The sequence below is a fragment of the Embleya australiensis genome, assembly GCF_051903075.1.
GTDB lineage: Bacteria > Actinomycetota > Actinomycetes > Streptomycetales > Streptomycetaceae > Embleya.
Genome location: NZ_CP182422.1, coordinates 5,987,618 through 6,011,993, shown reverse-complemented (window position 1 = coordinate 6,011,993; position 24,376 = coordinate 5,987,618). Strand labels below are relative to the sequence as shown.

The following is a 24,376-nucleotide window of genomic DNA, read 5'->3' as shown; positions in this document are numbered from 1 at the left end:
CACGTGCGGATGGCCGGCCCCGTTCGAGGCCGGCCATCCGCACGTATGGGTGCGCTGCCGGAAACGGCTCTAGCTGCGCAACATCAGGACGATCATCACGATCGCGAGCGCCATCAGCACCGCCCACACCGTCGTGACCAGGCGCAGGCGGCGGCCGTCGCGCGGTGTGGTCGTGTCGGGCGGGGCGGCATCTCCCGGCGGTGGGTTCTCGCTCATGTCCTCGCTGCCCTCCACGGGTGCTGCGCGCGGCGTCCGTCCCGTTCAGGATGACACCGCGCGCGGCCCGTTGAGGAGCCCCCGAAGCGGTCGAGGGCCACGATCGTTCAGTGCTTCGCCGGTGTGGTCGGCAGTACCGCCGTGGTGTCCGTGCCCGCGTCCGCCGGCCCCTGCTGCGGGCTCTGCTGGGCGGCGATCAGCCGGGCCAGCCAGAACCGCATGAAGGTGGACAGCGAGAAGCGCAGGAACAGGGCGAACCCGAGGAGCGAGACCGGGATCGCGGAGATGCCCAGGGTGATGGCGTCGTTCTGGGTCAGGATCAGCGTCGTGCCGTGGGACATGAAGTAGGCGCCGAAGCCCATCCCGATCCCGAGCACCATCAGCCCCACGCCCAGCCACATCAGCTGGGTGTCGAGCATGGTCTTGGGCGCGCGCAGCTTGAGGGCCCCGACGTCGGCGGTGAACTGCCGGGTCCGGTCCTGGGTGGCCGCCGGGACGGCCGCGTGGCGCGGCGGTGCGTACGCCGGTGACCCGGCGGTCGGCACGCCCTGCGGAACCGTCGGCGGCACGCCGGGGGGCGGGCCCGCGGGTGCGGGTGGCTGCCCGTCGGCGTTCACGCTGTTCATACTCATATAAGTGCTCACCTCGTGGGTCGCCGTGAGGTTGATGCGTACCCGACGGCCATGTGCGATCAGCCGCCCAGGTACGCGCTGTGCAGGTCGCCGGCGATCTCGTCCGGGGTGCCGACCTGAAGGATCCGGCCACCGCTCATGACCGCGGCGAGGTCGGCGACGGCCAGGGCCGTGCGCGCGAACTGCTCGACCAGGAGCACGGTGACACCGGTCTCGGCGATCTTGCCGACCACGTCGTACAGCTGGTCGACGACGAGGGGCGCGAGGCCCATCGACAACTCGTCGAGCAGGATGATGGCCGGGTTGGTGGCGATCGCCCGGGCAACGGCCAGCATCTGCTGCTCGCCGCCCGACATCGTGCCCGCGGCCTGGTTCCGGCGCTGTTCGAGGCGGGGGAAGATCGGGAAGACCTTCTCCTCGATCTCCTTGCGGGAGACTCCTCGATAGGTCGCCATCCACAGGTTCTCGGACACGGTGAGATTGGGGAAGACGCCGCGGCCTTCCGGGATGCTGCACAGGCCGATCCGGGCCAAGTCCACGGGCGCGGCCCCGGTGACGCACCGGCCGGCGAGGTGGATGTCGCCGGCGGTGGGCGGGTGCAGCCCGGTGATCACCTTGAGCATCGTGGTCTTGCCGGCGCCGTTGGGGCCGAGCACCGCCATCACCTTGCCGGTGGGGACCGCGAGGTCCACCTTGTGCAGCACCTCGACCTGCTCGTACGCGGCGCTGATCCCGCGCAGTTCGAGCAGCGGCGGGGCGCTCGGCGCGCCGGCCGGCTGCGCGTCGGCCACATTCAGGGTCATACCGTCTCCTGAAGGACTTCGTCGGCCTCCGCCGCGTCCGCGGTACCGAGGTAGGCCGCCTGGACGGCGGCGTTGTTGCGGATCTCGTCGCACGTACCGTTGGCGATTTTTTTGCCGAAGTCAAGTACGTGCAGTTCGTCGCAGGTGTTCATCACCAGGTCCATGTCGTGCTCGACCAGAAGTACCGCGACGCCGTCGGCGGCGATCTCGCGCAGCAGTTGGCCGAAGCCGCGCGTCTCCTCGTCGTCCTGGCCCGAGGCGGGCTCGTCCAGGAGCAGGATCTTGGGCCGGCAGGCCAGCGAGCGGGCCAACTCGACCACGCGGCCCTGCCCGGTGGGCAGTTGGTCGGCGCGCACGTGCGCGATCGCGGTCAGGTCGAGGCGGTGCAGCAGGCGCGCGGCGGTGTCCTGCGGCGTCTCCTTGGTGCCCCGGTGCAGCCGGCGGTACTGCGCGGCGGCGACCTGGATGTTCTCCCGCACCGACAACGAGCCGAACAGTTCGAGGCGTTGGAAGGTGCGGGCCATACCGAGCCGGGCCCGGCGGTACGGCGCCAGTTTGCTGACGTCGCGCCCGTCCATCCGCACCTGTCCCGAGGAGGGCGGTTGCAGGCCGGTGATCACGTTGAAGATGGTGGTCTTGCCCGCGCCGTTGGGCCCGATCAGGCCGGTGACCTTGCCCTCGTGGGCCCAGATGTCGACGTTGTTCAGGGCCGTGTGGCCGCCGAAGCGGACCGTGACGCCCTCGACCTCAAGCCCCATGACGTGCTCCCGGCAGGATGGGTGACGGTGCCGCGGCCGTCGCCGCCGCGGGCAGCGAGGGCAGCGCGATGAGTTTGTCCAGCGCCTCGATGTCGGCGGCCCTGAACCGGTTTCCGTTCAGGCCCAGGCCCTCGGGTTGCCCGGACAGGCCCTCGGGCACCTCCGGTTCGGTCCGCGGCGCCTTGATCATCACCTCGATCTTGAGCGCGGCCGGGATGCCGATCACCGCGAGCAGGATGCCGATCACGAACGGCCAGTTGCCGATCACGTCGGTGAACCGCAGCACGATCAGCGCCAGTTGGGCGACGGCGCTTCCGGCGAGGACGACCGGGCGGCGCAGCGCGGGCTCCCACTCGGGGCGGATCTTGGCGGCGATGAAGCCGTTCGGGTTCTTGCCGAGCGCGATGCCGTTGAGGCCGATCAGGATGGTGGTGAGCTGGGCGTAGTCGGGGAAGAGGTTGGTCATCAGCGGGGTGCCCAGGAAGATGCCCGCGAACAGCGCGGCGCCCGGGGAGGTGAGCCCGGCGATCACCATCAGCATCAGCACCGAGAGCCCGGCGGTGAAGTCGAAGTTGACCGGGGACAGGGTGCCGGCCGCGCCGCCCAGGATGCCGCCGCCGACGCCGGCCATCGCGGCGGAGAGCCCGAAGACGGTGAGCGTGGTCAGCTTGTGGTTCATCCCGATCGTCGCGCAGGCCGCGGGGCTGTCCTTCATGGCCAGCAGCCTGCGGCCGAACTCGCCGCGCCGGATCCACACCACGACCAGCGAGGACAGCGCGAAGAAGACCGCGCCGAAGATGAAGTAGGCCCGGTCGGAGGAGATGTCGATGCCGGGCCAGTCGAAGCGCTCGAAGTTGAGCGTGCCGCTGTTGAACAGGTCGATCTTCGTGTCGCCCCAGGTGAAGGCGGGCAGGCCGAAGATCCACCGGTCCAGCATCACCGCGAACGCGGCGGTGGCCAGGGCCAGATAGATCCCGGACAGGCGCAGCGCGGGCAGCGCGACGAGCACGCCGATGCCGGCGCAGATCAGCGCGGCCCACAACAACCCCAGCGGGTTGCCGCCCGAGCCCAGGTGCGAGACGCAGATCGCGCCGATGCCGGCGAAGCCCAGTTGGGCCAGCGACATCTTCCCGGCGTAGCCGACCAGCGGGATCACCGACAGGCCGATCAGCGCGAAGCCCCACATCCGGGTGCTGGCGAACAGGTCTGCGGGGGCGAGGGAGTTGGCGGCGACCACGGCGCCCGCGATCACGATGGCGGCGAAGACCAGCGAGCCGGTCCAGGTGGGGCGGTGCGAGATCTCCCGGGTGCGGGAGGAGGCGTGGCCGCGCAGCCGGGAGGTGGGCAGCAACATGATCGCCACGAACAGCACCAGGACGGGCATCGAGTCGCTGAGGCCGGACAGGTACGGGCCGGCCGTCGGGAAGCGGGTCTCGGTGAGGTAGCCCTTGCCGTACTCGGTGACCAGGCCGATGATCATCGCGCCGACGAACGTCCACGGCAGGCTCTTGAGCCGGCCGATCACCGCCGCGGCGTAGGCGTTGACGATCAGCAGCGTGAGCGGCAGCGCGGCGAAGGAGAGTTTGGGGGCGATCAGGATGCCCGCGACCGCGGCCAGCATGGTGCCGGTGGCCCAGGCCAGCATGCCGGGCACCTCGGGGCGCGAGCCGTTGAGCACGGCCAGGTTGCGGTCGTCGACGGTGGCGCGCATGGCCACGCCCGCGCGGGTGGAGCGCAGCAGCACCCACAGGCCGACCGCCACGATCAGCGCGACGGCCAGGGTGATCAGGTCGTGGTAGGAGACCCGGGTGCCGGCCATGTCCACGGACTCGCCGGGGAAGAAGTTGACCACGTTGCGCGGGGTCTGCGGATCCCAGATCCACATCACTGCGGCCAGCAGGCTCAGCAGCACCGCGACGGTGACCATCAGGCGGGTGGTCTCCGACGTGCCCTCGAGCCTGCGCATGATGGCGAAGTGCAGGAACACCCCGAACGCGGGGGCCAGTACGCCGAGCACGACCAGCAGGGACAGCCACACCGGCCAGCCCCAGTCGAAGTGCAGCTGCCAGTAGGTGAAGGCGGCGAGCGCGCCGGTGGCGCCGTGGGCGAAGTTGAAGATGCCCGTGGTGGTGTAGGTCAGGGTCAGGCCGCCGGCGGTGATGGCATAGATGCCGCCGGTGACCAGGCCGCTGATGGTGAGGATGATGAACTCGTGCACGCGCCCTCCGTTCGGGCCGGGCCGTGTCGCGGGGCGATCGGTCTCGGAGACTGGTGCGGCACGGCGCCTGACAGGTCGTCAGGGCCGCGGGGCCGCCCTCCCGCCCGGTGCGGGGCGAGAGGGCGACGGGGTGTCGCGGGTGGTGCGGGTGCTGCCGGTCCTTCGGGTGCTTCGGGTGCTTCGGGTGCTTCGGGTGCTGCGGGTACTTCCGGTGCTTCCGGGGCTTGCTTCCGGTGACGCGTGGAGTGGGGGTGTGCTCCCCGCCCGGTGGGCTCGAGGTCACCGCGGGCCGGGGCTAGGAGGTCACTTCCTCCGGCGGCGCGGCCGGCGGCGGCTCGCCCCCGTCGGCGGGCGGCGGGTTGCCGGTGCCCGAATCGCCGGCCGGCGGCGGAGTGGTTCCCCCATCGCCGGGCGGGGTCGTGGCCGGGGCCGACGGCGGCGCACTGGGCGCGCCCGCGGCGACGGCGACCACGTTGCCCGGGTCGCAGTTGAAGAACTCGGCCTTGTTCGGCTTGGTCAGCGCGGCGTCGTACTCGAAGCCCTTGGCGGTGGCCTTGACCATGGTGAAGCAGTCCGAGGCGCGTACGTCCTTGGTCTCCACGATCGGACCGGGGGCGAACAGGCCGCCCGCGTCCCAGTTCGCCCGCTTGCCCTTGGCCAGCACACACTCGGTGGTCAGCTCGGTACCGCACTCCTTGACCGCGCTCGCCCACAACAGCCAGGAGTTGATCCCCGACATGTGGAAGAACTCCAGGTCCTTGCTCGGCTCGGCGAGGTGCAGGATCTCCAGCGCCTTCTGCACGGCCGGGTTCTTGTCGCCGAGCGACTGCGGCACGTAGGTCGGGTAGATGTAGGTGTCCGGGATCTTCGAGTTCTTGGCGGAGGCCAGGGTGTAGCGGTTGTACGCCGAGGCGTCGCTGACGATGACCTTGGGGTGCCAGTTCATCGCGTCCATCTCGCGGAACATCGACGCCGAGTCCACCGCGAGCCAGGTGGTGATCAGCATCTCGACGCCGGCCTGCTTCATCTTCTCCAGCGTCGTGCGCCCCGGCGGCGGCATGACGGGGACGTCCTCCTTGTAGACGACGGTGCCGCCCGCCGCCTCCACGCCGGCCTTGTAGCGGGCCATCGCGGGCCGCAGCGAGGCCATGTTCTGCCCGAGCAGGCCGACCTTGGCCTTGACCTCGGGACGCGCCGCGAAGACCGCCTTGTACGCGCCCACCACGGTGGTCGTGGTCGGCAGGCCCACCGCAAGCACCTGCAGGTCGGCCTTGGCCGACTCCTCGCCCACCACGTAGGCGGGGAAGGCGCCGAGCTTGCACCCGGTACGGGCCTTGACGCCGTCGTTGTCGAACGGGTTGCCGCCGCCGACGACCATGAAGTCGCTCTGGCAGGCGGCGGTCATCACGGTGCCCACGTTGCTCAGCGCGGCGTCACGCTGGGTCAGCTTGATGGTGCGGCCGTTGATCCCGCCGAGGCCGTTGCACCACTTGGTGAAGCCGTCGGCCATCTCGAAGAACTCTTTGCCCAGGCCCGGTTGTGCGGGAGCGCCCGGGTCGCCGGTCACGCTCACCGAGATCTGCTTCTCGGTCACGCCCCGATCGGCCTTCTTGGTCAGCGGCTTGCCGTCGCCCTTGCCGCACACGTCCTTGAGCGTGCCGAAGTCGCCCGGCGCGCCGGTGCCGACGGGGGCCTTGCCGTCCTTGGTACCGGTGGCCGCGGGGCCGCCGCCACCCGATCCCGGTCCCTTGGCCACCGCGTCCTCGCCCGAGCGGCTACAGCCGACCGCCACAAGGAGCGGCACGACCAGCAAGCCGGCCGCCGCTCGTCGGCGCATCCCACGCCGCCCGGCGGAAGTTGATGCCATCAGCCCTCCCGACACTTCGTTTCCGCGGGCCGGGCCGAGGGCCCGGTGCGCTCTCACGTACTTCTCCTGCGCTGTGCTCGCGTTGTTCACGTCTTGTGCTTCCGCCCCGTCTGCGAGGCATCCTCGCGACTGGATCTGACATGCCATCAGTTAATGGGCCATGAAGCAATGGCCGGGACCTTAACCGGGTGTCCTACAGGGTGCAAGGGTCACCGAACCGGCGAAAACCGCTGGCCGGCAGCCCTGACGAAGCCGGATACGAGGTGGCGTGCACGAGTACACACGTGTCACCGATCGGACCGTACGGACGGTCGTTTCCGGGCTTCGTGATGGCACTGTTACGAGGTACGGAGAATTGGTGCCGGGAGATACCCGAGGGGTTCGTGAGGCATTCGAAGCGATACGGCGGCATGGAAAAGGCGACACGACGACACCCGTTCTCCATAAAGCGACAAGGAGTCAGTGAACCGATGCATACGTTCGAGTCGACCACCGGCGCGGAAGAGATCGAACGCGTTCCGGCGGCGGACGGCGAACTCGCCCTGCGTCGCACGGGCGAGCACTACGAAATCATCAGCAACGGGTGCTTTTTGATGGACACCCGCGCGGGCGCCTCCGAGCGCCTGCTCGCGCGCACCGCGCTCGCGGCCGTGACCGCGCCGGGGGACCTGCGCGTGCTGGTCGGCGGCCTGGGCGTCGGCTTCACCCTGCGCGAGACGCTGGCCGACCCGCGCGTCGCGCACGTGCGCGTGATCGAGCGCGAACCGGCCGTCGTGCGCTGGGGGCGCGGACCGCTGGCGCCGTTCTCCGGCCACGCGCTGGACGACGCGCGGGTACAGGTGGTCACCGCCGACCTGGTGGCCTGGGTGCGCTCCGGGGCCGGCGACGAGCGTTTCCACGCGCTGTGCCTGGACATCGACAACGGGCCGGACTGGACGGTCACCGACGGCAACGCCTCGCTCTACGACGACGCCGGACTGGCCGCGCTGCGCGAGCGATTGGCGCCGGGGGGCGTACTGACGGTGTGGAGCGCGACCGCCTCCCCCGGCTTCGCCGACCGGCTGCGGGAGCACTTCGGGCGGGTGCGGGTGGAGCGGGTGCCGGTTGTTCGGGGCGAGCCGGATGTGGTGTTCGTGGCGCAGGAGGGGTGAGGCGGGCCGGGAGTCGGGGGATTCCGGGGATTCGGGGCCGGCGTACCGCCGCGACGTGGTGCGATGGCGCGGGGAGTGTAACTGACGCAACGTCAGATTAACTTGCGTGTGTCATCCAACTGCTGCCAGCATGCGAACACGGTTGCCGAAAGGGTGGACATGCACGACGACGAGGCGGATTCGCCCGCTGCGCACACGCCGAGCCGACTGCGCGATCGCAGCGAACTCCGCAATGTGGTGCAGATCTATGCACACGGCGCGGACCGCCGCAAGCCCGACCTCGTCGCTTCGATGTTCACCCCCGAGGGCCGCCTGGTGATCCACCGCGACCCCGGATCCACCGAACCCCCCGCGGTACGCGCCGGCCGCGCCGAGATCGCCCGGGCGCTGGCGAGCCTGGACCGCTACCTGGTCACCACCCACCTGATCGCCAATCAGCTGATCACCTTCACCCCCGACGGCAACCGCGCCGACGGCGAGACGTACTGCACCGCGCACCACATCTACGAGTCGGACGGCGTGCGCCGCGACCGGGTGATGTCCATCCGCTACCTGGACACGTTCGTGCGCACCGACGAGGGCTGGCGCATCGAGACCCGCACCCTGCACTGTGACTGGGTCGAGGACCGGCCGCTGACGGCATGAGCACCGATCCGAAGGGGGCCGGGCGCACATCGACCAAACGCCACGGCCCGACCACGATCCTGGTCGCCCTGTCCTTCGCCGCGACCACGATGGCGGTCATGCAGACCGTGGTCTCGCCGATCCTGCCCCAACTGCAGAACCGGCTCGGCGTCTCCAGCTCGGCCATCGCCTGGGTGCTCACCGGCAACCTGCTCGCCTCGGCCGTGGCCACCCCGCTGCTCGGCCGGCTCGGCGACCTGCGCGGGCGCAAACGTTTCCTCCTGTACGCGCTGGCCGCGGTCGCGCTCGGCTCGATCCTGGCCGCGTGCACCACCTCCTACGTGATGCTGATCGCCGGGCGCGTACTCCAGGGCATGGGCGGCGGCGTGGTCCCGCTCGCGCTCAGCGTGGTCCGCGACGAGTTCCCCAAGGAACGCTCCGCCGGCAGCATCGCCACCATCGGCGCCACGATCAGCGTCGGCGCCACCTTCGGCTCGGTCAGCACCGGGCTGATCGCCGACCGCTGGGACTACCACCTGCTGTTCTGGCTCTCCGCGCTGGTCGCGCTGCTGTCCATGGTCATGGTGTGGCGCGTCGTGCCGGACACCGCCGAGCGGCGGCAGGGTCACGTGGACCTGATCGGTGCGCTGACCCTGTCCGGCTGGCTGGCCGCGCTGCTCGCCGCGGTCAGTACGGGCAGCCGATCCGGGTGGGGCGATCCGCTGGTCGTCGGCGGGCTGACTCTGGCCGTACTGCTCTTCGCCGCCTGGATCGGCTGGGCCCTGCACCACCCCGAACCCCTGGTCGACCTGCGGGTGATGGCCCGCCGTCCGGTCCTGCTGGCCAACCTGTCCGGGATCTTCACGGGCATGGCGATGTACGGCTCGTCGCTGCTGTTCCCGCCGTTCATCCAGGCGCCGTCGGCGCTCGGCTACGGCTTCGGCAAGTCGGTACTGATCGCGGGCCTGATCATGCTCCCGGGCACCCTCGGCAACCTGGCCGCCGCGCCGGTCGCCGCCCGGATGACCAATCGCCACGGCCCCAAACCGGCGCTGGTCCTGGGGCCGGTGCTCAGCGGCACGGCGTTCGCCCTCCTGCTGCCGCTGCACGGGCACTGGTGGGCGTTCTCGATGGTCGGCGTGCTGTTCGGGTTCGGCCTGGGACTGGCCTTCTCGGCGATGCCGGCGCTGATCAACGACCACGTGCCGGCGGACATGACCGGGGTGGCCAACGGAATGAACGCGGTGCTGCGCACGGTCGGCGGCGCGACCGGGACGGCGGTACTCGGCGCGATCCTGAGCGCGAGCCCGGCAGGCGTGGCCACGGCCCGGGCGGCGGGCATCGCCCACGCGCCGGGGTTGACGGGCTACCTGGTCTGCTTCGGCATGCTCGGGGCTGGTTGCCTCCTCGCGGCCGTGCTGGCGTGGTCGATCCCGGGGGCGCGGCGAAGCGTACGGGGGGCGCCGACGGTGGTGGAGCCGGATCGGGTGGAGGCGGGGCGGTAGCGGCCCGACGGCGGGCGAACTGCCGACCAAAGTCGATGGCGGCGTCGACTCCCGGTCACTGCCGGAACACCGACGGCGCTGCCTAGGCTGGAGTGTGATCACGAGCCACGACAGCCGAACCGTCCCCGGCGCGCCCCCTACCGGTCTCGTCCGCGGCCTCGTCCCGCAACGCACCCGCCGGGAATGGAACGTCGACCTCGGCTACGCGCTCGGCGCCCTCGGACTCGGCTCGCTGATCCTCGCAACCGCCCTCCAGGAGGCCAACCCGCCGAACGTCCCGGTCGAGATCATCCTCGGCGGCGTCATGTTCGTGGCCATGCTGTTGCTGCGCCGCAGCCGACCGACCGGGCTCGCGGTGACCTGGATACTCGTCGGCTTCTTCTCGGCCGCGCTCACCGGATCCGCGCCGGTGGCCCTGCTCGGCCTGGCGATCCACCGGCCCTGGCGGGTCGTCGCGTCCGTCGTCGTCCTGGACCTCACGCTCATCACCGGCACGTTCTGGGTGGGCGCCGAATCGGCCCGCGCCTACTGGACGTCGGTCCTGGCCATGACGCTGCTGATCACCACGGCCGTGGCCACCGGCATGCTGATCCGTTCCCAGCACGAATTGACCGCGTCCTGGCGCGAGCGGGCCCGGCAGGCCGAGGAGGGCCAGCGGCTGCGCGTGGAGGAGGCCCGCCACCTCGAACGCGAGCGGCTGGCCCGGGAGATGCACGACGTGCTCGCGCATCGGATCTCGCTGCTCGCGATCCACGCGGGCGCGCTGGAGTACCGGGCCGGCGCCTCGCCGGAGGAGGCCCGCGCCGCCGAGGTGATCCGCCAATGCGCGTTCGAGGCGCTGGAGGACCTGCGCGAGGTGATCGGCGTCCTGCGGGCCCACCCCGACGACGACGGCGACGGCGAGCCCGAGCGGCCCCAGCCCGTGCTGAACGACCTGCCCGCGCTGATCGAGGAATCGCGACTGGCCGGCGCGACCGTGGCTCTGGACCTGGCCGACCTGCCGTCGGTATCGGGACGCACCGGCCGACACGCGTACCGGATCGTCCAGGAGGGGCTGACCAACGCCCGCAAACACGCCCCCGGCGCCCGGGTCCGGGTCCTCGTCGCCCCCGCCCCCGACGACGGCCTCGCCATCGAGGTGGTCAACCGCCTCCCCCACGGCCACCGCCCCACCGCCATCCCCGGCGCGGGCGCCGGCCTGATCGGCCTGCGCGAACGCGTCGCCCTGGTCGGCGGCCGCCTCGACCACGGCCCCACCGCCGACGGCGACTTCAGCCTGCGCGTGTGGCTACCGTTGGCCAAGTGAAAAGCACCGACGGCTGTGTCCGGGTCCTCGTCGTCGACGACGACGCGCTGGTTCGGGCCGGACTGTCCATGATGTTGTCCGGGCTGCCGGACATCCGCGTCGTCGGCGAGGTGTCCGACGGCGCCGACGTACTCGGCGCGGTCGACGAACACCGGCCCGACGTGGTGCTGATGGACATCCGGATGCCCCGCGTGGACGGCCTGGCCGCCACCGCGACCCTACGGGCCCGCCCCGAGGCGCCGGAGGTGATCGTGATGACGACCTTCGACACCGACGACCACATCCTCAAGGCGATGCGGGCCGGCGCCGGCGGCTTCCTGCTCAAACACACCCCTCCGCCGGACATCGTCGAGGCCATCCGTCGCGTCGCAGCCGGCGAACCGATGCTCTCCCCCGACGTGCTGCGCCGCATGATGACCTACGTCGCCGCAACGACCATCGACCCCCGCCGAGCCCGAGCCCAATCCGCCCTCGCCCACCTGAGCGACGGCGAACGCGCCGTGGCCACGCTGGTCGGCAAGGGCCACACGAACGCCGAAATCGGCAAGGAACTCTCCATCAGCATCGCCACGGTCAAGGCGTACGTCTCCCGACTACTCACCAAGCTGGACCTCAACAACCGCGTACAGATCGCGCTGCTGGTACACGACGCATCGAACGACACGTAGCGCAGCGGGCGCGGGGCGGGGTGGGCGGGCGGGCGGGTGGTCGGTCGGGTCGGGTCGGGTTCTCCGGGGGTCTCCCTGGGTGGGTCGGGTGATTTCCGGCGTGCGTTGCGCTTGTGGTTGCGGGTGGCTGGTCCGGGGCCGGTCAGAGTCGGTGATGGGCCGCCGCCGGCGTGCGGGGCTCCAAGACTGAGGCTTCCGATGAGGCGAGTGCATTGCTTGGCAAAAACCGGCCGGCAGCGGGGGCGGAGTGGGTGGTCGGGTCGAGTACTCCGGCCGACCTTCCCGAGTGGGCCGGGCGCTCTCGACGGGCGGTGCGCTTGTGGCTGCGCGTGGCTGGTCCGGGGTCGGCCAGAGTCGATGGTGGGCCGCCGCCGGCGTGCGGGGCTCCGAGACTCGACGCTCCCGGCGAGACAGGTCTGTTGCTCAGCAAAAAACCGGCCGGCAGCAGCGGGCAGGGAGGGGCTCGGGTCGAGTCCGCCAAGGAACCTTCCCGAGAGGGCCGGGCGTTCCCGACGGGCGGTGCGCTTGTGGCTGCGGGTGGCTGGTCCGGGGTCGGCCAGAGTCGGCGATGGGCCGCCGCCGGCGTGCGGGGCTCCGAGACTCGACGCTCCCGGCGAGACAGGTCTGTTGCTCAGCAAAAAACCGGCCGGCAGCGAGGGAGCGGGTGGATGGTCCGGTCGGGTTCCCCGGGGGCCTTCCCGAGTGGGTCGCGTGCCTTCGGCGAGAGTCGCGCTTGTGGTTGCGGAGGGCTGGTCCGGGGCTGGTCAGAGTCGGGCGGTCGGCCGCCGCCGGCGTGCGGGGCTCCAAGGCGGGGGCTCCCGACGAGATAGGTGGGTTGGTCGGCGAAAACCGGGCCGGTAGCGGCGGGCAGGGAGGGCGGTTGGGTCGAGTCCTCCGGGTGGCCTTTTCGAGTGAGTCGGGCGGTTCCGGCGCATGTTGCGTCTTTGGTTGCGGGTGGCTGGTGCGGGGCTGGTCAGAGTCGGTGGTGGGCCGCCGCCAGCGCGCGGGGCTCCAAGACCTGAAGCTCCCGGCGAGGCCGGCGTGTTGGTCGGCGAAAACCGGCTGGCAGCGGCGGGGGAGGGGGCTCGGGTCAGGTCTACGGGGAGGCGTCCCGGGTGGGTCGGGTAATTTCGATGGGCGGTGGGTGGCGTCGGTTCACAAAACCGGATCCCGTGGGGGTGCCGCAGCCCTTGAGTGAGAGAAAACCGCAGGTCAGCGTTGCTGGGAGTGGTTTGCTGGTGCCTCGGGATCCGGTTTCGACCTCCACCGGGCACTTTCGGTCTCCTCGACGGCCTTTGTGAGGGCGCAGCACGCGAAGTCGACCCCCACTGAGCAGTTTCGGCCCCACACCGACGTCGAGGGGTCGGAGCGCACGAAACCGGCACTCGACGCCCGACTGTGCCCCCCGCCCCCGCAAAACCGCAGGTCACGGGCGCTCAAAGCCCGAAACCACGCACCGCGATCCGGTTCCGAACCCCAACCCTGTCCAAACCCCCCAACCACCCCGGCCCACTCGGGAACGCTCCCCGGCGAACTCGACCCGAGCGCCCTCTCAGCCCCCGCTGCCGGCCGGTTTTCCGCCGACCAACACGTGTGCCTCGTCGAGAGCTTCGGGACTCGGAGCCCCGCACGCTGGCGACGGCCCACCACCGACTCAAACCCGCCCCACACCAGCCACCCGCAACCAAAAGCGCAACGCCTGCCGGAAACCAGCCGACCCACTCGGGCAGGCGCCCCGGCAGACCTGACCCGAGCACCCTCTCTGCCCGCCGCTGCCAGCCGGTTTTCGCCGGGCAACACGCCCGTCTCGTCGGGAGCTTCGAGTCTTGGAGCCCCGCACGCTGGCGGCGGCCCATCGTCGACTCTGACCAGCCCGGACCAGCCACCCGCAACCACAAGAACGACTCTCGCCAAGACACGCAACCCACTCGGGAAAGGCCCCGGCGGACTCGACCCGAGCCCCCTCCTTCCCCGCCCGCTGCTGCCAGCCGGTTTCCACCGACCAACGCGCCCGCCTCGTCGGAAGCCCCGGGTCTCGGAGCCCCGCACGCTGGCGGCGGCCCACCACCGACTCAGACCAGCCCCGCACCAGCCATCCGCAACCCATGGCGCAACCCCGGCCGAAAGCACTCGACCCACTCGGAAAGGCACTCCGGCGGGTCAACCCGGCTGCCCTCCCGCTCCCTCGCTGCCGGCCGGTTTTCGCCGACCAACGCGCCCGCCTCGTCGGAAGCCCCGGGTCTCGGAGCCCCGCACGCTGGCGGCGGCGCATCGTCGACTCTGACCAACCCCGGACCGGCCACCCGCAACCAAAGACGCAACAGGCGCCGGAAACGCCCGACTCACCCGAGAAGGCCACCCGGACGACTCGACCCGACCACCCTCCCTGCCCGCCGCTGCAAGCCGCTTTTTCGCCGAGCAACACGCCCGTCTCGTCGGGAGCTTCGAGTCTTGGAGCCCCGCACGCCGGCGGCGGCCCATCACCGACTCTGACCAACCCCGCACCAGCCACCCGCAACCAAAGACGCAACCCCAGCCGAAAGCACCCGACCCACTCGGAAAGGTGCCCCGGCGGACTCAACCCGGCTACCCACCCGCTCGCCCGCTGCCGGCCGGTTTTCGCCGACCAACGCGCCCGCCTCGCCGGAAACCCCAGGTCTCGGAGCCCCGCACGCCGGCGGCGGCCCATCACCGACTCTGACCAGCCCCCGGACCCGCCACCCGCAACCAACAGCGCAACGCCCGCCGGAAACGCCCCACCCGCTCGGGGACGCATCCCACGGCGCTCGACCCGGCCGCCCGCCCAGCCTGCCGCTACCGCTACCGCTACCGCCGGCGCCCTTCCCCCGGGGCAACGCCGCCTCTCGCCCGTGGACCCCGGCCGCTCAGCGCCCGCGCCCCGCTTCAGGCCGCCCTGAGCTCGCGCTCTCGAGGTCTTCTGGTCACGCCCTTCCTTCATGCCTCCCCCTCCCCCGCCCCACCGGCGCAACCGACCGCGCCATCCAGCAGTTTCCGGTGTGTCCTTGGTTGGGTGAGGTGTAGACCAAGGCCGGCGAGTGTGGACCGTTGGGCGCTGTGGGGGCCGTCTGGGGTGGTCAGGCTGGGGGCATGATCAGTGTTGAGCGATTGACCAAGCGCTACGGGGAACACGTTGCCGTCGATGGGGTTTCCTTTCGGTGTGAGCCGGGGACCGTGACCGGGTTCCTGGGGCCCAACGGGGCGGGGAAGTCCACCACGATGCGGATGATCTGCGGGCTCACGCCGCCGAGCGGCGGGGGCGCGACGATCCACGGTGTCCCATATCGGCAACTGGCCAATCCCGGGCGCCACGTCGGCGTGTTGTTGGACGCCAGTGCCCAGCACGCGGGGCGCAGCGGGCGCGAGACGCTCGCCCTGTGTGCCCGCATCCTGGACGTGGACCGGGCCCGCGTCGGCGAACTGCTCGCCCTGGTCGGCCTGTCCGGACCCGCGGCGCGGCGTCGGGTCGGCGGCTATTCGTTCGGGATGCGTCAGCGGCTGGGCGTCGCCCAGGCCCTGCTCGGCGACCCCACCGTGCTGATCCTGGACGAGCCCACCAGCGGCCTGGACCCCGAAGGGGTCTTCCAAATGCGCACCCTGCTCCGCGACTTCGCCGACCGCGGCGGCACCGTCCTGCTGTCCTCGCACCAACTGCGCGAGATCGAGGCGGTGGCGGATCGCATCGTGATGATCGCCAAGGGCCGCGTCGTGGCCGACGGCACGAAGGGCGATCTCCTCACCGCCCCGGCCGGCACCCTGGTGGCCGCCCTCGACCCGGCCGCGCTGCACGCCGCGCTCACCGAGGCCGGCCTGTCCCACCACCCGACCGCCCCGGCCGACCCGGCCGGCGCCTTCCTGGTCGACGCCTCGGCCGAGGCGGTCGGCCGCGCCGCCGCGAGTGCCGGCGTCGTACTGCGCGAACTGCGCCCCGCCGAACACGAAGGACTCGAGGAGATGTTCCTGAGCCGACTCGGCTCCGCCCCGCAGGAGGCCGGGTCGTGACCTTCGCCGCCGCACCCGTTACCGCACCCGATACCCCAACCATCGCCGCGCCCGTCGCCGCACCGACCCTGCTCCGGCTGACCGAGGTCGAGCTGCGCAAGATGACCGACACCCGCGCGGGCCGTTGGCTGCTCGCCGTGGTCGCGTTCGCCGCCGTTGCCCTCGTCGTCGTGACCCTGACCGCCGCGCCCCGCGACGACCGCACCTGGGGGTCGTTCCTCACCTCCTCGCAGGCCGGCGTGGCGGTGTTGTTCCCGGTGGTCGGGATCCTGGCCGTGACCTCCGAATGGTCCCAGCGCACGGCACTGACCACCTTCGCCCTGGTCCCCGATCGACGTCGGGTGCTCGGTGCGAAGGTCGCCGCCGGGGTGATCCTGGCCCTGTTCGGCGTCGTGTTCGGGCTGCTGTGCGCCACGCTGGGTCGGGGGGTCGCCGGCTTTACCGACCGAGGCGCCGGCAACTCGTCCATCCCCGGCCCGATGCTCGCCTCGGTGCTGCTCGCCGCGATCCTGAGCATCACCCTGGGTGTGGGGTTCGGCGTGCTGTTCCTCAACGCCCCGCTCGCGATCGTCACCTTCTTCATGGTGCCGAGCGTGTTGGGGATCCTGGCCGGCCTCGTCTCCGCGATGGAGTCCGTCAATCGCTGGGTCAACCCGGGCCCGGCTCTCGACCCGCTCTACGACACCGGTATCAGCGGCGTCGAGTGGGCCAGGCTGGCCACCACGATGGCCATCTGGCTGCTCACTCCACTGGTCATCGGTACCTATCGCGTCATCCATACCGAGGTGGACTGACCCGCCGAACGATCGACGGCCCCGCCGAGCAGGTGATCGCGCCGCGCGGCGGGTTTGTCGGCGTGGCGGCGGACCTCGGCGTGGCAGCGGACCTCGGCGAATTCAGTGGGCCCGTTATCAGAGCCCTCCTCCCCCTCCGCCCCTACTTCGCCCCAGGGAACAACGACACGAACGCGTCCGAGGCCGCCGTCATCCCCTGCCCGAAGGGTGCGTCCAGGTCCCAGATCAGGAACAGCAGGAACGCGATCAACGCACTGAACAACCCCGCAACGATCAACTCCGGTGCGGATCTGCGGATCTGCAGCGTGAAGATCATCCCGACGGTGACGATCGCCCCGGTAATCAGGCCGAACCACACCAGCCCCGGCATCGACGTGCCCGCCTGCCCACCCCGCGCCTGCCGCGCGTCGTCCGCGATCGCGACCTGGTCCAGGATCGGCTGGTACATCTGCGTTTCCTGGTCGCCCTGCGGCGCGTAGTCCGTCACCTCGTTGCGTACGGTCTCGAACAGCTGCGAAGCGCGCGGGGACAATTCGCCGTGGTCGGCCATATAGCCCCACTCGTCCTTGACCACGTACTTCACATAGGCGTCGATGTCCGCTCGGATCTGATCGCGCACCTGCGGCGGATAGACCCGAACTCGCTCGCTGACCTCGTGCAACGCCTGGGCCTCGCGCCGCACTTCGTCCTCGGCCGCGCTCCGCCCCTCCCACACGGCGGCGATCGCGAGACCGAGCACGATCGCGTAGACGACACCGATCATCATCGTCATGTATTCGAGCACGTCCGGCGTGGCCGACGGGTCGTCGTCGTCCGGCAACCGCCGCTGCTTGAGCACGACGACGGAGAGGACGACCGCGCACACCGCGACCATCGCGAGTGCCAGTACAACCCAATGCGTCACGGATGACCTCCGGGGCAAAAAAGGCAAGAAATCCAGGGAGTCGGAAGCCGGGGAGGCGGCAAACCCGGCGCCTCAGCCGCGGCCGCCGCCGCCACCGCCGCCCGATCCGCGCGCCCCTGCCCGGCCGCGCGGCTTGAGCGCGGCACCGGCCAGAATCGCGGGCGCGGTGATCAGCAACGTCGTGGTGACGAGCGAGTTCCCCCGCACCGGAGGCGGCGCCGGAGCCGGCCGCGCCAACGGCCGCCGCACCGCGATCGGTTGCAGCGGCGGCGGGGCCACCACCGGCGGGGTCGTCGGCGGCGGAGTGGTCGGCGGCGGTGGTGGCGTCGTCCGCACCGGAGGCGGCGTCGCCTTGGGTACGACCACCGCCATCGGCGTCGCGCGCTCCACCGGCGGAGCCGGCGTACTCCGCACCGGTGTCGGCTTCGTCGGAGGCGGCGTCGGCTTGGGCGTGGTGGGCCTGGGCGTCGTGGGCGTCGGCGACGGCTTGGGGCTTGCCGTGGGCCGGCAGGACCCGTTGCGCACCAACCGGAAATCGACCGTGAGCCCGATCCCCCCGGTCGGCGGCCCGGTGGCCGGCGTCACATCGACCCGAACGCTCGCCCCGGGCGACCCACCGATCGAAACGCACACATCCGCATGCGCACCGGGCGTATGACCACCGCCGGCACCCGACCCCGACCCCGCCCACGCGACACTCGCCGGAGCGGCCAACAAGGCCCCCGCCCCGACCACGCACCCCCACCGGCGCGCCCGACCCCATGCGCTCATGGGAGCGATCGTCTCGTCAAATCACCGGCTTTGGCCCGAATAGCCCTTCGATTCACTCGAACGGGTCATCCACCGACCAAATATGCACAGCCATCCGAAAGTTACCCAACAACCGGTTGATTGGGAAGCGGAAGTCGTAACGCAGAAGGGCAGAGTTGGGGCGCCCCAAGGCAGAAGGGCACAGGTAGGGCGACCCGCTCAGAGAGGCAGGGCAACCCCGCTCAGTACGTCCGCGCCCCCGCCAACCACGTCCCCCACACCGCGATCTCCCCCAGCGTCATCGGATCCGCCCCACGCGGATCCGCGCTCAGCCACACCACATCGGCCGCCGCGCCCACCACGAGACCCCGCCGGTCGTCCGCGAACGCCTGATAGGCGACCCCGTCGGTATACGCGTCCAGCGCCTGATCCACCGTCAACCGCTCGTGGGGCGCCCAGCCCCGCTCCGGCGCGCCCTCGAACGTCCGTCGGGTGACCGCGACTTGGATGCCCTCCATCGGCCGGTGCGAACTCACCGGCCAGTCGCTGCCGAACGACACCGGCGCACCCGAATCGAGCAGGCCGCGCATCGGGTATTGCCGTCCGCCCCGCTCGACGCCCACACGCGGAATGGACAACTCCACTTGCAGCGGGTCGAGTTGGGCCCACAGCGGCTCGAAGTTGGCGATCACCCCGAGCCGGCCGAACCGGGCCAGGTCGGCCGGGTCGACGATCTGCACGTGTGCGATCACCGGCCGCCGGTCCCATTCCGGGTTGGCCGACGCGGCGGCCTCGATCGCATCGAGCGCGGCGCGCACCCCCGCGTCGCCGATCGCGTGGATGTGTACCTGGAACCCGTCCGCGTCGAACGCGGTGACCGCCTCGGCCAACGCGGCCGGCGCCCACACCGGCATCCCACAACTGTGCGGCGCGTCGCAGTACGGCGCCAACATCGCCGCCGTGCCGCCCTCGATCACCCCGTCGGCGAAGAACTTCACCGTCCGCGCGGACAACAGCGGCCCGCCCTCGGCCGCCACCGTCGCCCGCGCCGCGACGAACTCGGCCCGCTGCGCGCGCCAACGATCCGGATCGGCCCGGAACGCCAGGGTGGCCCGGAACGCCAACGCCCCACGCCGCGCCGCCTCGACATAGGCCGGCACCATCTCCGGTTCCACCCAGGCATCCTGAACCCACGTCAGCCCCGCGCTCGCGTACGCCTCGCCGGCCACCCGCAGCGCGTCGACCAGTTCGTCCAACGGCCGGCCCGGCACCCGATCCAGCACCAGGTCGCACGCGTGCCACTCGCGCAGCGTGCCCATCGGCGAGCCGTCCGGGCGTCGTACGATCCGGCCCAGTCGCGGCTCCGGCGTCGCGTCGCCGATCCCGGCCCGGCGCAGCGCCTCGGTGTTGCACCACACCGTGTGATAGTCGTACGCCCGCAACACCACCGGCCGGTCGGCTACCACCGCGTCCAGCCAACGGGCGTCGAACTCGCCGTCCGGGACCAGGGTCGGGTCGTAACTGGCGCCGACGATCCACTCCTCGTCCGGGTGTTCGGCGGCCCAGCGCCCCACCTCGGCGGCGATCGCCTCGACACGGGTGAGCCCCTTGATCCGCGGCCCGAAGTGTTCGAGGCCGCCGAAGAGGGGGTGTGCGTGCCCATCCCCGAACGCCGGGAGCAGCAGGCCGTCGCCGAGGTCGACGATCTCGTCGGCGACAGCCGCGAGGGCGAGCGCATCCGCACCCAGCGCAACGACCCGCCCGTCCCGCACCGCCAGCGCATCGGTGTCGCCCGAGCCCGAGCCGGCTGCGGCTCCGGCGCCGGAGCCGCAGCCGGACCCCGTGCCCGCGCTCGTACCCGCGCCGGTACCCGCGCCCGTACCCGCGCCCGCGCCGGTGCGAATGGTGCCGCGGAACAAGGTCGTCGTCATGACGCCCACTCCTAGGCGTTCACACCGCTCGACGCAACCCCTCGCCCACGATCCGCGCGCACGCGTCGGGCGCAGTCGTCCGGCGCAGTCGTCCGGCGACCCTGCGTAAGACCCGCGCCGAACCCGCCCCCCGCCTGGGGCGGACATATTAGGCCAGCCTAACCTGCTCCAGTGAACGTCCTCCCGACGCGGGGTCGAACGACGCGGCGCCGAGCCCTCCTGATGGTCTCGGTGCTGCTCGTGTTGGCCGCCGCGTGTCTGCTCAGCCTCGCCGTGGGCAGTCGCGGCATCGCCCCGAGCGTGGTGCTCGACGCGCTCGTGCACGGCGGCGACTCCACCGACGCCATCGTGGTGAACTCGATGCGGGTGCCGCGTACCGTCGTGGCCCTGCTCGTCGGCGCCTCCCTCGGTATCGCCGGCGCCTGCATGCAGGGGCTGACCCGCAATCCGATCGCCGAGCCCGGGATCCTGGGCATCAGTACCGGCGCCGCCGCCGGCGTGGTGACCGCGATCGCGGTGTTCGGGGTGAGCAGCCTGACCGGCTACGTCTGGTTCGGCTTCGCCGGTGCGCTGTGCACGGGGGTACTGGTGTACGCGGTCGCGGCGCGGGGGCGCGGTGGTGCCACGCCGGTGAAGCTGGCGCTGTCCGGGCAGGCCCTGGCGGCCACGCTCGGCGCGGTGATCACCATGGTGCTGACCACCGATCAGGGCACGCTGGACCAGTACCGGTTCTGGCTGGTCGGCTCGCTGTCCGGGCGTACCGACGAGGTGGCCTGGCAGATGTTGCCGTTCTTCGGCGTGGGCGTGCTCCTGGTGGCGGCCACCGCGCGTGGTCTGGACGCGCTCGCGCTCGGTGACGACGTGGCCAAGGGCCTGGGCCACAAGGTGAACCGGATCCGGGTGCTCGGCGGCCTCGGCGCGACCGTGCTGACCGGCGTCGCGGTGGCCGCGACCGGCCCGATCTCCTTCGTCGGCCTGGCCGTTCCGCACGCCGCCCGGGCCCTGGTGGGCACCGATCACCGGTGGGTGCTGGCCATGTCCGCGCTGCTCGCGCCGATCCTGCTGCTGGTCGCCGACGTGTTGGGGCGGGTCTTGTTCCCGCCCGCCGAGGTCGAGGTGGGCGCGATGACCGCGCTGATCGGCGTACCGATCCTGGTCGCGCTGGTGCGCCGCAAGCCGGTGGTGTCCGGATGAAGCAGCCGAGCACCCAGAGCAGCCGGAGTCGCCAGGGGAATCCGGGCCGCCCGAGCCGCCACAGCAACCCCGGCCACCCGAGTCGCCCCGGCCACCCGAGCTACCGCCCCTACGGTCACCTTCTGGTCCGTCGCCCCGGCTTCTCCTTCCTCCTGCATCGCCGTTCCGTCGTCGTGACCAGCATCGTGGCGGTGCTGCTCGCGGCCGGATTCCTGCTCAGCCTCTGTGTGGGCGAGCGCTTCATCCTTCCCGGCGACGTGCTCAAGGTGCTGGTCGGCACCGACGACAGCTTCGTGGTCGAGACGTTGCGGCTGCCGCGCGCCACCGTCGGGCTCCTGGTCGGGTTGTCCTTCGGCATCGCCGGCGCGCTGATCCAGACCGTCGCGCGCAACCCGCTGGCCAGCCCGGACGTGATCGGCGTCTCGCACGGGGCCGCCGCGGCCGTGGTGTTCGGCCTGGTCTTCGGCTACGGCGGGCCCACGGCGACCCCGCTCACCGCCGTGGCGGGCGGCACCATCGCCGCCTTCCTGGTGTACGTGCTGGCCTGGCGTCGCGGGCTGAACGCGCAGCGGTTCGTGCTGATCGGCGTGGGCGTGTCGGTGGCCCTGTACTCGGTCACCAACCTGCTGCTCACCAAGGCCGACATCGCCCTCGCCCAGCAGGCCAAGGTGTGGATGTCGGGCAGCCTGAACGGGCGCGGCTGGTCCCAGGGCGAGCCGCTGTTCTGGGTGTTGCTCGCGCTGACCCCGGCGATCGTGTGGGCCGCGCGGGCGTCGCGGTCGGCCGGGTTCGACGACGACACCGCGATCGCCCTCGGCATCCGGCTCGGTCGGATCCGGCTCGGCCTGGTCGTGGTCGGCGTGTTGCTCGCGTCGGTGGCCACCGGGGCAGCCGGGCCGGTGGACTTCGTCGCCCTGGTGGCGCCGCAGGTGGCCCGCCGGCTGACCCGAACCCCCCAGGTACCGCTGGTGTGTTCGGCGCTGCTCGGCGCGCTGATCGTGGTGGTCGCGGACATCGGCGCACGCATGTTGATCTCCGACGCCGAGTTGCCGGTGGGTGTGCTCACCGCCGCGGTCGGCGGCCCGTACCTGCTGTGGATGTTGACCCGATCCCGTTCCGGAGGCGCCTCGTGACCACCCATCAGCTCGCCGCCCGGGAGCTCACCCTGGGCTACGAGGACCGGATCGTGGTCCGCGACCTGGACCTGGACGTGCCCGCGGGCAGGGTCACCGTGGTGGTCGGCCCGAACGCCTGTGGCAAATCCACCCTGTTGCGCTCGCTCGGCCGGCTGCTCAAGCCGGTCGGCGGCAGCGTGCTGCTCGACGGCGCGGCGCTTCGCGACCTGCCCACCCGGGAAATCGCCCGGCGGATCGGCGTGTTGCCGCAGAGCCCGGTGCCGCCGGAGGGAATCACCGTCGCCGATCTGGTCGCGCGCGGCCGGCAGCCGTACCAGCGCTGGTGGCAGCAGTGGTCGGACGAGGACGAGGACGTGGTGGCCGACGCGATGCGGCGTACCGACGTGGTCGAACTCGCCGACCGCTACGTGGACGAACTCTCCGGCGGGCAGCGCCAGCGGGTGTGGATCGCGATGGCGCTCGCCCAGGGCACCGGGATCCTGCTGCTCGACGAGCCGACCACGTTCCTCGACATCGCCCACCAGGTGGAGGTGCTCGACCTGGTCCGCGAGCTCAACGTCACACGCGAGCGCACGGTGGTCGCCGTGCTGCACGACCTCAACCAGGCGTGCCGCTACGCGGATCACCTGATCGCGATGCGCTCCGGCGCGATCGTGGCGCAGGGCGCGCCGGGCGAGATCGTCACGGCCGATCTGGTCGGCGAGGTCTTCGGGCTCGACTGTGTGGTCATCCCCTGCCCGGTGACGGGTGCTCCGATGGTGGTTCCGGGGCAACCCCGAAAGATCGGGTAGCGAACGCGCTTCCCGTTCGGCCCGCCGGTCGTGCGCGATCACGGTCGCCGCCCGCCGCCGTTCTTCGAGGAGTTCCGATGAGATCCGCCTCCCTGTCCCGCGTCGCCGCCGTCTTGGGCGTGGTCGCCGCGCTCGTCCTGACCGGGTGCTCCTCCGAGGGCGCCGACGGCGGCAAGGGCACCGAGTCCGGCTCGGCCGACACCCGCGAGGTGCGCACCGCCAAGGGCGTGGTCAAGGTCCCCGTCGCGCCGAAGCGTGTGGTCACCCTCGACATGGGCGAGTTGGACACCGCACTCACCCTGGGCGTCAAACCCGTGGGTTCGGTGGTGGGCAGTCCCGGCGCCGGGTTCCCGAGGTATCACGGCGACAAAACGGCGGGGATCAGGGAGGTCGGCGCGATCGGGGCACCCAACCTGGAGGTGATCGCGTCGCTGAAGCCGGATCTGATCCTGGGCAGCCTGGTCCGCGACGCCGATCGTTACGACGCGCTGAGCCGGATCGCCCCGGTGGTCTTCTCCGAGCAGGCCGGCACCCAGTGGCGGCAGAACTTCCTGCTCGACGCCGACGCGTTGAACAAGAAGGCCGAGGGCGACCGGGTGGTGGCCGCGTTCACCGCGCGGGCCAAGGCGTTGGGCAGCGCACAGGGCGACCCGGGTGCGGTGAAGGTGAGCGTGTTGCGCTTCGTCGCGGGCCAGAACCGGCTGTACGGGAAGGCCACGTTCGTCGGCGCCATCCTGAGCGAGATCGGCCTGGGCCGCCCGGCCGCGCAGAACGTCGACACCTTCATGGTCGAGGTGAGCGCCGAGCGGATCGAACAGGCGGACGGCGACGTGATCTTCGTGGCCACGTACGGTCCGAAGGACAAGACCGACCACGACAAGGTCACCGGCGGCCCGCTGTGGAAGACGCTCAGCGCGGTCAAGGCCGGTCGGGCGCACGAGGTGGACGACGAATACTGGATGGTCGGCACCGGCTACACGGCCGCCGACCATGTCCTGACCGATCTGGAACGGCTGCTGCCGAAGCGCGGTTGAGGCCTCGGGCCGTGTCGGGCGTCGACGACCACGATGCTGCGCGCCCCGGCCGACGAGCGCGGGCGCCTGGACGC

20 protein-coding genes are annotated in these 24,376 nt (G+C 71.4%); 12 read left to right on the top strand and 8 right to left on the bottom strand.

The genetic code is table 11. The annotated features are described in order from the left end of the window. Positions 1–69: 69 nt before the first annotated feature. From ACMXN5_RS26020 to ACMXN5_RS25995, 6 genes are all read right to left on the bottom strand, one after another. Positions 70–216, bottom strand: a complete 147-nt coding sequence (locus ACMXN5_RS26020; RefSeq protein WP_379996862.1) for a hypothetical protein — start codon at positions 214–216, stop codon at positions 70–72. Positions 217–323: 107 nt separating this feature from the next. Then, entirely contained in the window at positions 324–848 is a 525-nt protein-coding gene (locus ACMXN5_RS26015; protein WP_395791620.1) for a hypothetical protein, read from the bottom strand. Positions 849–907: 59 nt separating this feature from the next. Beyond that, entirely contained in the window at positions 908–1,651 is a 744-nt protein-coding gene (locus ACMXN5_RS26010; RefSeq protein ID WP_395791618.1) for an ABC transporter ATP-binding protein, read from the bottom strand. Beyond that, positions 1,648–2,409 carry an ABC transporter ATP-binding protein gene (locus ACMXN5_RS26005; RefSeq protein WP_395791616.1) on the bottom strand — a complete coding sequence of 254 codons (762 nt, stop codon included), beginning with the start codon at positions 2,407–2,409 and terminating at the stop codon, positions 1,648–1,650. Before ACMXN5_RS26005 ends, ACMXN5_RS26010 begins: the two co-directional genes overlap by 4 nt. Then, the gene (locus ACMXN5_RS26000) at positions 2,399–4,627 is read right to left on the bottom strand and encodes a branched-chain amino acid ABC transporter permease (protein ID WP_439677236.1); all 2,229 of its coding nucleotides are present in this window, start codon (positions 4,625–4,627) and stop codon (positions 2,399–2,401) included. The genes ACMXN5_RS26005 and ACMXN5_RS26000 overlap by 11 nt, the downstream gene beginning before the upstream one ends. A gap of 295 nt (positions 4,628–4,922) precedes the next feature. After that, entirely contained in the window at positions 4,923–6,494 is a 1,572-nt protein-coding gene (locus ACMXN5_RS25995; RefSeq protein ID WP_439677235.1) for an ABC transporter substrate-binding protein, read from the bottom strand. 470 nt (positions 6,495–6,964) lie between these two features. On the opposite strand from ACMXN5_RS25995, the gene ACMXN5_RS25990 reads away from it, so the two are divergent. The 7 genes from ACMXN5_RS25990 (at position 6,965) to ACMXN5_RS25960 (ending at position 16,562) form a co-directional block, all read left to right on the top strand. Beyond that, positions 6,965–7,645: a spermidine synthase gene (locus ACMXN5_RS25990; protein WP_439677233.1), complete on the top strand. Its 681-nt coding sequence runs from the start codon at positions 6,965–6,967 to the stop codon at positions 7,643–7,645. A 159-nt stretch (positions 7,646–7,804) separates the two neighbouring features. Next, complete coding sequence (locus tag ACMXN5_RS25985; RefSeq protein ID WP_439677232.1) at positions 7,805–8,290, top strand: nuclear transport factor 2 family protein; 486 nt, start codon at positions 7,805–7,807, stop codon at positions 8,288–8,290. Then, positions 8,287–9,774, top strand: a complete 1,488-nt coding sequence (locus ACMXN5_RS25980; RefSeq protein ID WP_439677231.1) for an MFS transporter — start codon at positions 8,287–8,289, stop codon at positions 9,772–9,774. Before ACMXN5_RS25985 ends, ACMXN5_RS25980 begins: the two co-directional genes overlap by 4 nt. A gap of 94 nt (positions 9,775–9,868) precedes the next feature. Then, positions 9,869–11,080, top strand: a complete 1,212-nt coding sequence (locus tag ACMXN5_RS25975; RefSeq protein WP_439677230.1) for a sensor histidine kinase — start codon at positions 9,869–9,871, stop codon at positions 11,078–11,080. Then, positions 11,077–11,748, top strand: a complete 672-nt coding sequence (locus ACMXN5_RS25970) for a response regulator (protein ID WP_439677229.1) — start codon at positions 11,077–11,079, stop codon at positions 11,746–11,748. Before ACMXN5_RS25975 ends, ACMXN5_RS25970 begins: the two co-directional genes overlap by 4 nt. A gap of 3,108 nt (positions 11,749–14,856) precedes the next feature. Further along, entirely contained in the window at positions 14,857–15,768 is a 912-nt protein-coding gene (locus tag ACMXN5_RS25965) for an ABC transporter ATP-binding protein (protein ID WP_439677228.1), read from the top strand. Further along, a complete protein-coding gene (locus ACMXN5_RS25960; protein ID WP_439677227.1) occupies positions 15,765–16,562 on the top strand; it encodes an ABC transporter permease in 798 nt (265 codons plus the stop codon). Before ACMXN5_RS25965 ends, ACMXN5_RS25960 begins: the two co-directional genes overlap by 4 nt. Before the next feature lie 142 nt (positions 16,563–16,704). Here ACMXN5_RS25960 and ACMXN5_RS25955 read toward each other — a convergent pair whose 3' ends face one another. After that, a complete protein-coding gene (locus ACMXN5_RS25955) occupies positions 16,705–17,466 on the bottom strand; it encodes a DUF4239 domain-containing protein (protein ID WP_439677226.1) in 762 nt (253 codons plus the stop codon). A gap of 166 nt (positions 17,467–17,632) precedes the next feature. Here ACMXN5_RS25955 and ACMXN5_RS25950 point away from each other — a divergent pair, with 166 nt between their 5' ends. Next, a complete protein-coding gene (locus tag ACMXN5_RS25950; RefSeq protein ID WP_439677225.1) occupies positions 17,633–18,124 on the top strand; it encodes a hypothetical protein in 492 nt (163 codons plus the stop codon). 334 nt (positions 18,125–18,458) lie between these two features. Here the strand turns inward: ACMXN5_RS25950 and ACMXN5_RS25945 are convergent, their stop codons facing one another. Then, positions 18,459–20,147, bottom strand: coding sequence for an amidohydrolase (locus ACMXN5_RS25945; RefSeq protein ID WP_439677224.1), 1,689 nt, complete (start codon positions 20,145–20,147; stop codon positions 18,459–18,461). A 222-nt stretch (positions 20,148–20,369) separates the two neighbouring features. Between ACMXN5_RS25945 and ACMXN5_RS25940 the strand changes: the two genes are divergently transcribed. The 4 genes from ACMXN5_RS25940 to ACMXN5_RS25925 all read left to right on the top strand — a co-directional run bounded on the left by ACMXN5_RS25940 (position 20,370) and on the right by ACMXN5_RS25925 (position 24,302). After that, positions 20,370–21,341 carry a FecCD family ABC transporter permease gene (locus ACMXN5_RS25940; RefSeq protein WP_395792004.1) on the top strand — a complete coding sequence of 324 codons (972 nt, stop codon included), beginning with the start codon at positions 20,370–20,372 and terminating at the stop codon, positions 21,339–21,341. A 173-nt stretch (positions 21,342–21,514) separates the two neighbouring features. Continuing rightward, positions 21,515–22,474: a FecCD family ABC transporter permease gene (locus ACMXN5_RS25935; RefSeq protein WP_439677223.1), complete on the top strand. Its 960-nt coding sequence runs from the start codon at positions 21,515–21,517 to the stop codon at positions 22,472–22,474. Further along, positions 22,471–23,268, top strand: coding sequence for an ABC transporter ATP-binding protein (locus tag ACMXN5_RS25930; protein ID WP_395791588.1), 798 nt, complete (start codon positions 22,471–22,473; stop codon positions 23,266–23,268). The genes ACMXN5_RS25935 and ACMXN5_RS25930 overlap by 4 nt, the downstream gene beginning before the upstream one ends. 77 nt (positions 23,269–23,345) lie before the next feature. Then, positions 23,346–24,302 (top strand): ABC transporter substrate-binding protein, encoded by a 957-nt coding sequence (locus tag ACMXN5_RS25925; protein WP_439677222.1) that lies wholly within the window; start codon positions 23,346–23,348, stop codon positions 24,300–24,302. Positions 24,303–24,376: the final 74 nt, after the last annotated feature.